The sequence below is a fragment of the Curtobacterium sp. MCBA15_009 genome, assembly GCF_001864895.1.
GTDB lineage: Bacteria > Actinomycetota > Actinomycetes > Actinomycetales > Microbacteriaceae > Curtobacterium.
Window position 1 is genome coordinate 70836 of record NZ_MJGO01000001.1, and the last position, 7768, is coordinate 78603.

Consider the following 7768-nt stretch of genomic DNA (forward strand, 5'->3'; position numbering starts at 1 on the left):
AGGCCGCTGGTGCGCTGTGCGTCCGGTTCCCCGGTCGTTCACCGGCCCCGGCCAGCGGCCCCGAGTCGGGTCGTGCGAGGATCGACCTGTGCCGAGGTCTCCCGAACGTGTCCCGCGCTTCGGTCCTGCCCGCCGCCGTGACCGCACGCCGATGTCGGCCGCGCGTCGGCTGATGACCCTGCGGTGGACGATCGTCGGGGTGTGGGCGGCACTGCTCGTCACGCGGGTCGTCGTCATCTCGACCGCGCCCCACGCCGACCTGTCGTGGTTCGGTTTCGTCGAGCTCGCGGCGATCGCGCTCGGCGTCACGGTCATCGTGGTCGCGGTGATCCGGGCTGCGGCCCTGCGACGGCGGCAGGCGGACGACTCGCTCGCGCTCGCCGTGCGCCGCATCGACCCGACGGTGTGGCTCGTCCCGGCGGCGCCGACGGCGGAACTCCGCGATGCCGTCGCCGAGGTGCGCCCCGAGGTCACCCTGAGCGAGCACGTGACCTGGGCCTTCGGTGCGACCGAGGCGTCGATGTGGGAACTCGAGGGACGCCGGGCGACCCGACTGCTGGTGGTGCGGTGGAGCCGCGTGGTGCACATCGCGCTCGAGGACGTGCACGGAACCCGGGGTCGCGGCGCCTGCGCGGTCGCGATCCACTACGTCCGGCCGGACGACGCCCCGGCGGTGGCGACGTTCCTGGTCCGATCGGCTCCGGGGTCCCGCCGGTTCCTCGGCCGCGGGCCCCGTCTGGACCGGCTCGTCGCGGACTTGGCGCGCGAGCGCATCGTCGCCTGAGCCTCGCCCACCCCACACGTTCCCGACCTGACCGGCCGGACGACCAGACGACGCGGCCCTGCCAGGCGACCCGGCCCTGCCAGATGATCCGGCCCGGCCGGACGACCCGGCCCGGCCGGACGAGCAGGAGACGCCGGGTCAGGCGACCCGACGCCTCCTGCTCACGAGTCGCCCTCGCCGAGCGCCCGCCCCGTGTACAGCCCGCTCAGTGCGTCGACGGCTCCTGCTCGACCTCGCGCCGGTCGTCGTCGGACCAGAGCGTGTGGAACGTGCCGTCCTTGTCGACGCGCTGGTAGGTGTGCGCGCCGAAGAAGTCGCGGAGTCCCTGGATCAGCGCGGCGGGCAGCCGCTCGGACGCGAGCGAGTCGAAGTACGCCAGCGCCGACGAGAACCCGGGCGCCGGGATGCCCGATGCGGCCGCGATGCCGACGATGCGACGCCACGCGGCCTCGCCCTCCTTCACGGCGTCGGCGAAGTACGGGTCGACGAGCAGGCTCTCGAGCTCCGGGTTCTTGTCGTAGGCCTCGACGATGCGGTTGAGGAACTGCGCGCGGATGATGCAGCCGCCACGCCAGATCTTCGCCATGTCACCGAGGTCGATGTCCCAGTCGTACTCCTTCGCACCGGCGATGATGAGGTCGAACCCCTGCGCGTACGCGACGACCTTCGACGCGTACAGGGCGGCGCGGACGTCGTCCTCGAACCCGTCGGGGACGACTGCGATCTCGGGGCGGTCGGGGAACGCGCGCTGCACGGCCGAACGCTGCGTGGGCTTCGACGACACGGCTCGTGCGAAGACGGCCTCGCCGATGCCGGAGACGGGGACGCCGAGCCCGACCGCGTTCTGCACGGTCCACACGCCGGTGCCCTTCGACCCGGCCTCGTCGCGGATGACGTCGACCAGGGCCGTGCCGGTCTCCGGGTCGTGCTGCTTGAGCACCTCACCGGTGATCTCGATCAGGTACGACTCGAGGTCGCCCTCGTTCCACTGCTGGAAGACCTGCACGAGGTCCTCGACGGAGTGGCCTCCGACGCGGCGGAGCAGGTCGTAGGACTCCGCGATGAGCTGCATGTCGGCGTACTCGATGCCGTTGTGCACCATCTTGACGAAGTGGCCGGCGCCGTCGGTGCCGACGTGCGTCACGCAGGGTTCGCCCTCGGCCACGGCGGCGATCGACTTCAGGATCGGGCCGAGCGTCTCCCAGGCCTCGTCGGACCCACCGGGCATGATCGACGGGCCCTTGAGCGCCCCTTCTTCGCCGCCGGAGATGCCGGTGCCGACGAAGTTGAGGCCCTTCTCGCGCAGGTCGCGCTCGCGGCGGATGGTGTCGTGGAAGTTGGCGTTGCCGCCGTCCACGATGATGTCGCCCTCCTCGAAGCGCTCGGCGAGCTGCTCGATGACGGCGTCGGTGCCCTTGCCGGCCTGCACCATGATGATCGCGGTTCGGGGCTTCGTCAGGGACGCGACGAAGCCGTCGATGTCCTCGGACGCGATGAAGCCGGCGTCGCCGTGCTCCTGCATGAGTTCCTCGGTGCGGGCGTACGTGCGGTTGTAGACCGCGACCGTGTTGCCCTCGCGCGAGGCGAGGTTCCGCGCGAGGTTCGAACCCATCACCGCGAGACCGATCACCCCGATGTTGGCCTTCGGGTCCTGCTCGGTTGCGTCGTTGTCTGCCACGTCGTCTCCTTCGTCCTGACGTCTCGGCCCCAACCTACGATCCCGGTCCTGGGTCCGCACAGGAGCGACGGCAACTGGGGACGACCGGACGGCCGGTCAATACTGTGGAGGGATGAACGAGCGCGCTGTCCTCCCGCCGGTCCTCGTGATGGGTGTCTCCGGTTCCGGCAAGTCGACCATCGGGCAGGCCGTCGCCGACGCCCTCGCGGAGCGCGGCGAGCCGAGCGTCTTCGTGGACGCCGACGACCTGCACCCGGCCGCGAACAAGGAGAAGATGCGGCAGGGCATCCCGCTCACCGACGAGGACCGCTGGCCCTGGCTGGACGCCTGCGCCGAACGCATCGCGGCCGTCGAGGCCGACGGCTCGCGCTGCGTGATGGCGAACTCGGCACTGAAGCGCGTCTACCGGGACCGTCTGCGGCGCTCGGCGCCCGGCCTGGTCATCGCGTTCCTCGACGGGTCGCGCGACCTCGTCGCGGACCGGCAGGCGCACCGGCACCACGAGTACATGCCGGCGTCGCTGCTCGACTCGCAGTTCGCGACGCTCGAACGGCCCGAGGCTGACGAGCACGCCGTCGCCGTGCCGATCGACGGGTCGGTCGACGACACGGTCCGGGCGATCACCGCCGCGCTCGCGGTCACTTCCGGCTGAGCTCGGACAGTCGGGAGCGGTACTCCTCGGCGTCGATGTCGCCGCGGGCGAACCGGTCGGCGAGCACACCGCGTGCGTCGGACCGTGCGCGCCAGCTGCCTCGACGGAGCACCCCGAACACGAGGAACACGACGAGGAACGTCAGGACGACGAACCCCGGGAACAGGAAGAAGGGGAACCCGCCGCCCTGCCAGTGCGGGCCGTGCGCCGCTGCCGAGGTGAGTGCGGTTGCCGTGATGGTGCTGAACATGGTGACCTCCGTGGTCGGTTCCGGTGCCGCGGTCGCGACACGACGAGCCTGCCGGTCGGGAGGCCCGTCCCGCGTCCGCCCCTGAGCCGCAGTCCGGTGTCCTCCCGCGGTCGTGCACGGGGGACTCTTCCTGCACCGGTGTACTCCCGACGGAGTAGTCCACAGGTGCTCATCGGGCCGGACGACCGCGCCGGCGGTCGACCCTAGGCTCGGAGCATGACCACCGGACAGCGCACCGACCACCTCGACCGGGCACCGGCCCGGCCGACGGGTCGACCGCGCTTCGCCCGCACCGGGCGCGTGCTGCCGGTCGCCGTCGTGCAGGTCCTCGGCACCCTCGTGGCGTCCCGCATCCCGTTCGGCGGTCGGGGCGGTCCGCCCTGGACCCGGCACACCGACCTGGTGCCGGTCGACCCGGTGGTGCTCGGCCCCCTCGCCCTCGCCCTGCTCGTCGGCGGTGTCGTCGTGCTGCCGGGGCGCTGGCGGTGGCCGCGGGCGGTCCTGCTCGTGGTCCTCGTCACGACCGTCGGGTACGCCGTCGTGGTCTCGCCGCGTGGTCCGTTCGTCGCCGCGCTGACGATGGCGATCGCGAACGCGTGGTTGCGCGGTCACCGCCGCACCGTCTGGGTCGTCGCCGGGGTCGCCCTCGTGACGCTGCCCACCGCCGACGTCGTGCTCGGTCGTTCCCCCGTGCTCGACCTCGGCACGGTCCTGCTCGCCCTCTCGTGGTTGACGGTGACGATCGCGGTGTCCGAACTCGTCCGCGTGCGCGCCGAACGGGTCGCCGACCGACGCCGCGCCCGAGCCGACGCCGAACGCCGCCGTGCGGGCGAGGAACGGGTGCGCATCGCCCGCGAGCTGCACGACTCCGTGGCCCACAGCATGTCCCTCATCAACCTGCGGGCCGGGGTGGCTCTGCACCTCGGCACCGAGCTCCCGACGGCCACGCGTGACGCCCTGACCGACATCCGTGACTCGAGCCGACAGGCGCTGGTCGAGCTGCGCACGGTCCTCGGGGTGCTCCGGTCGGTCGACGGCGACCCCGACGACCCTGACCGTGATCCGGTGCCGGGTCTCGACCGTCTGCCCGACCTGGTGTCCCGGGCGCGGGCGGCGGGGATCGAGATCGTCCTGCACGTCGACGGCGACCCGACGACGGTCCGGGGCACCAGTGGCCGCAGTGCGTTCCGCATCGTGCAGGAGTCCGTCACGAACGTCATGAAGCACGCACCCGGGCACGCCGTCCGGGTGGCGGTCGTCGTCGGGCCGGACGTCGTCGACCTGGTGGTCGAGGACCGTCCCCGTGCCGGCGACGCGACCGCTCCGCCGGACGCGGCCGGTGCCACGGGGTCGGTCGGCGCGGGGTCGGTCCCCACGGGGTCCAGGGGCATCGGGTCCACCGGCAACGGCATCATCGGCATGCGCGAGCGGGCCTCGGCCGTCGGCGGCGAACTGCGTGCCGGCCCGACGCGGGAGGGCGGCTGGCGGGTCGCCGCTCGGCTGCCGGCGCAGACCGACGGCTCGCCTGACACCGACCGCGGACCCTACCCGGACCGCGGGCCCGACCCGGACGGCGGGCCCGACCCGGACCGCGGGGCCGACACGGGCCGCACGCCCGACGTGCTGACGGAGGACCCCAGATGACCGACATCCGTGTCCTGCTCGTCGACGACCAGGTGCTCGTCCGGGCGGGGCTCCGCGCGCTCGTCGACGCCGAGCCGGGGATGGCAGTGGTCGGCGAGGCGGGTGACGGTGACGCTGCGGTGGCGCTCGCCCGGAGCCTCCGCCCCGACGTCGTCCTCATGGACGTCCGGATGCCGGGCACCGACGGCCTGACCGCGACCCGGCTGATCGGCGAGGACCCCGAGCTCGACGCGCTGCACGTCGTGATCCTGACGACCTTCGAGCAGGACGACTACGTCTTCGAGGCGATCCGGGCCGGTGCCGCGGGGTTCCTCGTCAAGGACACCGAGCCCGCGGAGCTCCTGCGTGCCGTCCGCACCGTCGTCGCCGGCGATTCCCTGCTCTCACCGCGCGCCACCCGCTCCCTCGTCGAGGCGTACGCGACGCACGCCAAGCCGGCGTCGCTCGCGCCGGAGCTCGGGGTGCTCACCGACCGCGAGCGCGAGGTCATGCAGCTCGTCGGGGTCGGCATGACGAACGCCGAGATCGCCGCGCGCCTGTTCATCAGCCCGCTCACCACGAAGACGCACGTGTCCCGCGCGATGATCAAGCTCGGCGCGCGGGACCGGGCCCAGCTGGTGGTCTTCGCCTACGAGACCGGCCTCGTCACCCGCGGGTGGCAGCCGTGACGGCGGCGTGCGGGCGCTGACCGTCGTCCGTCCGGGTGCGGGTGTCGTGCACGTCGAACCCCTGGTCGACGAGCACGTCCACCATCGCCGGCACCGACCACCGGTGCGCGCCGACCACCGCGTGGTCGAAGGGCTCGACCGTCGGGCCCTCGAAGAACCCGACGAGCAGGCTCCCGCCGGGGCGGAGCACCCGACGGATCTCGGCGAGCGGGACGGCGAGGTGGTCGGGGGCGTGGTGGATCAGCGAGTACCAGGCGAGGACCCCGTCCACGGTACGGTCCTGCAGGTCGAGTGCGTCGACGGAGCCGACCCGGAACGCGGCGCTGCCGCCGTGCGCGCCGGCACCGCCGTGGACGCGCTGTGCGTGGTCGACGAACCAGGGCACGGCGTCGATGCCGAGCACCGCGTGGCCGCGGTTCGCCAGGTGCGCGCTCCAGTGGCCGGGGCCGCACCCGGCGTCGAGGATCCGCTCGCCGGCGCCGGCGGCCCACGCCGTGACGTGCTGCCGGTCGTCGGCGTGCACACGGTCCATCGACCCGAGGTGTTCCGCGTACTCGCTGGCCCGCGCGGCGTACGCGGCGGTGACGTCGGTGCCCATCGTCCGACCGTACCGGCGTTCCGGCGCACCGTCGTCCGGCGGGCTACAGCTTGAACGTCGCGCGGGGGATGTCCGAGACGATGCGCTGCGCGGTGCGGACGGCGTCCTCCTCGCTGACCTCGTGCGCGACCACGAGGGATGCCAGGTACGCCGCGTCCGCGCGCCGGGCCATGTCGTGCCGCGCAGGGATCGAGCAGTAGGCGCGGGTGTCGTCGATGAAGCCCGAGGTCTTGGTGAACGACGCCGAGTCGGTGACGGCCGACCGGTAGCGCCCGATCGCCGCCGGGGTGTCGATGAACCACCAGGGCGCACCGGCGTAGACGGCGGGGTAGAAGCCCGCGAGCGGCCCGATCTCACGCGAGAACACCGTCTCGTCGACGGTGAACAGCACGAGGTGGAACCCGGGTGCGGTGCCGAAGGCCTCGAGCAGCGGGCGCAGCGGGGTGGTGAACGCGCCGACGGCGGGCAGGTCGTGCCCGGTGTCCGGCCCGAAGCGCTCGAGCGTCGGCGTGTGGTGGTTCCGGATGATGCCGGGGTGCAGCTGCATGACGAGGCCGTCCTCGACGCTCATCTCGGCCCAGCGGTAGAGCATGTCGTGGCGGTAGGCGGTGGCCTCCGCGGTCGAGACGTCACCGCGGAGCGCGGCGGCGTGGATGCGTTCGCGCTCGGTGGCGGACAGCGGCGTGGACCCGGCGTCGAGCACGCCGGTGTCCGTGGCGGTCGCGCCGTGCTCGATGAAGGAGCGGCGACGCGCGCGCAGTGCTGCCAACAGCCCTGTGTGGGTGCCCGTGTCGATGCCGGCGGCCTGTCCGACGGCCGCGACCACGTGCCTCCAGTCCGACCGCGACGGGTCGAAGACGGCGTCCGCGCGGAAGGTGGGGACCACCCGGCCGGTGAAGCTCGGGTCGGCGGCGAGCTGCGCGTGCGCGGCGAGGTCGTCGGCGGGGCCGTCGGTGGTGGCGAGGACCTCGATCCCGAAGGCGTCGAACAGTGCGCGCGGGCGGAAGGCCGGTGTGGTGAGCAGGTCGGCGAGGTGGTCGTACTGGGCGTCCGCGTTCTGCCGCGACGGCTGCTCCGTCATGCCGAAGACGTCGTGCAGTTCCGTCTCGAACCAGTACCGCACCGGGGTGCCGAGGAAGTCGTCCCAGTGCTCGGCCAGGTGCCGCCACACCGAGCGGCCGTCGGGCTGGTGGTGCGGGTCGCGACCGAGCGCCTCGAGCGGGACGCCGTTGGCGTGCAGCAGCCGGAGCACGTAGTGGTCGGGCGTGACGAGCAGTGCCGCCGGGTCCGGGAACGGCTGGTCGGCGGCGATGGTCGCCGCGTCGACGTGCCCGTGCGGCGAGATGATCGGGGCGTCCTTGACGGCGTCGTACACCGTGCGGGCGACCCGGCGGGCCGCCGGGTCGGCGGGGAACAGCCGGTCGGCGTGCGGCGCGAGACGGGTGGCGGTGGTCTGGGTCATCGTCGACTCCTTCGGGGACGAGCGGGGACGAG

8 protein-coding genes are annotated in these 7768 nt (G+C 73.1%); 4 read left to right on the forward strand and 4 right to left on the reverse strand.

The window, feature by feature from the left end; genetic code table 11:
- Positions 1-88 precede the first annotated feature (88 nt).
- Complete coding sequence (locus BIU97_RS00330) at positions 89-784, forward strand: hypothetical protein (RefSeq protein ID WP_139195825.1); 696 nt, start codon at positions 89-91, stop codon at positions 782-784.
- 205 nt (positions 785-989) lie between these two features.
- Here the strand turns inward: BIU97_RS00330 and gndA are convergent, their stop codons facing one another.
- A complete protein-coding gene (gndA, locus tag BIU97_RS00335; protein WP_071296795.1) occupies positions 990-2396 on the reverse strand; it encodes an NADP-dependent phosphogluconate dehydrogenase in 1407 nt (468 codons plus the stop codon).
- 178 nt (positions 2397-2574) lie between these two features.
- Between gndA and BIU97_RS00340 the strand changes: the two genes are divergently transcribed.
- Positions 2575-3114, forward strand: coding sequence for a gluconokinase (locus BIU97_RS00340; RefSeq protein WP_071253304.1), 540 nt, complete (start codon positions 2575-2577; stop codon positions 3112-3114).
- On the opposite strand, the gene BIU97_RS00345 is transcribed toward BIU97_RS00340, so the two are convergent.
- A complete protein-coding gene (locus BIU97_RS00345) occupies positions 3101-3364 on the reverse strand; it encodes a hypothetical protein (protein ID WP_071253302.1) in 264 nt (87 codons plus the stop codon). The two genes, BIU97_RS00340 and BIU97_RS00345, sit on opposite strands and share 14 nt — an antisense overlap.
- A 216-nt stretch (positions 3365-3580) precedes the next feature.
- Between BIU97_RS00345 and BIU97_RS00350 the strand changes: the two genes are divergently transcribed.
- Both BIU97_RS00350 and BIU97_RS00355 read left to right on the forward strand, forming a co-directional pair.
- Positions 3581-5008 carry a sensor histidine kinase gene (locus BIU97_RS00350; RefSeq protein WP_071296774.1) on the forward strand — a complete coding sequence of 476 codons (1428 nt, stop codon included), beginning with the start codon at positions 3581-3583 and terminating at the stop codon, positions 5006-5008.
- Positions 5005-5676 (forward strand): response regulator transcription factor, encoded by a 672-nt coding sequence (locus BIU97_RS00355; RefSeq protein WP_071253298.1) that lies wholly within the window; start codon positions 5005-5007, stop codon positions 5674-5676. Before BIU97_RS00350 ends, BIU97_RS00355 begins: the two co-directional genes overlap by 4 nt.
- Here the strand turns inward: BIU97_RS00355 and BIU97_RS00360 are convergent.
- Positions 5654-6274: a class I SAM-dependent methyltransferase gene (locus tag BIU97_RS00360; RefSeq protein ID WP_071253296.1), complete on the reverse strand. Its 621-nt coding sequence runs from the start codon at positions 6272-6274 to the stop codon at positions 5654-5656. The two genes, BIU97_RS00355 and BIU97_RS00360, sit on opposite strands and share 23 nt — an antisense overlap.
- Positions 6275-6317: 43 nt before the next feature.
- Positions 6318-7736, reverse strand: a complete 1419-nt coding sequence (uxaC, locus tag BIU97_RS00365) for a glucuronate isomerase (RefSeq protein ID WP_071253451.1) — start codon at positions 7734-7736, stop codon at positions 6318-6320.
- Positions 7737-7768 lie beyond the last annotated feature (32 nt).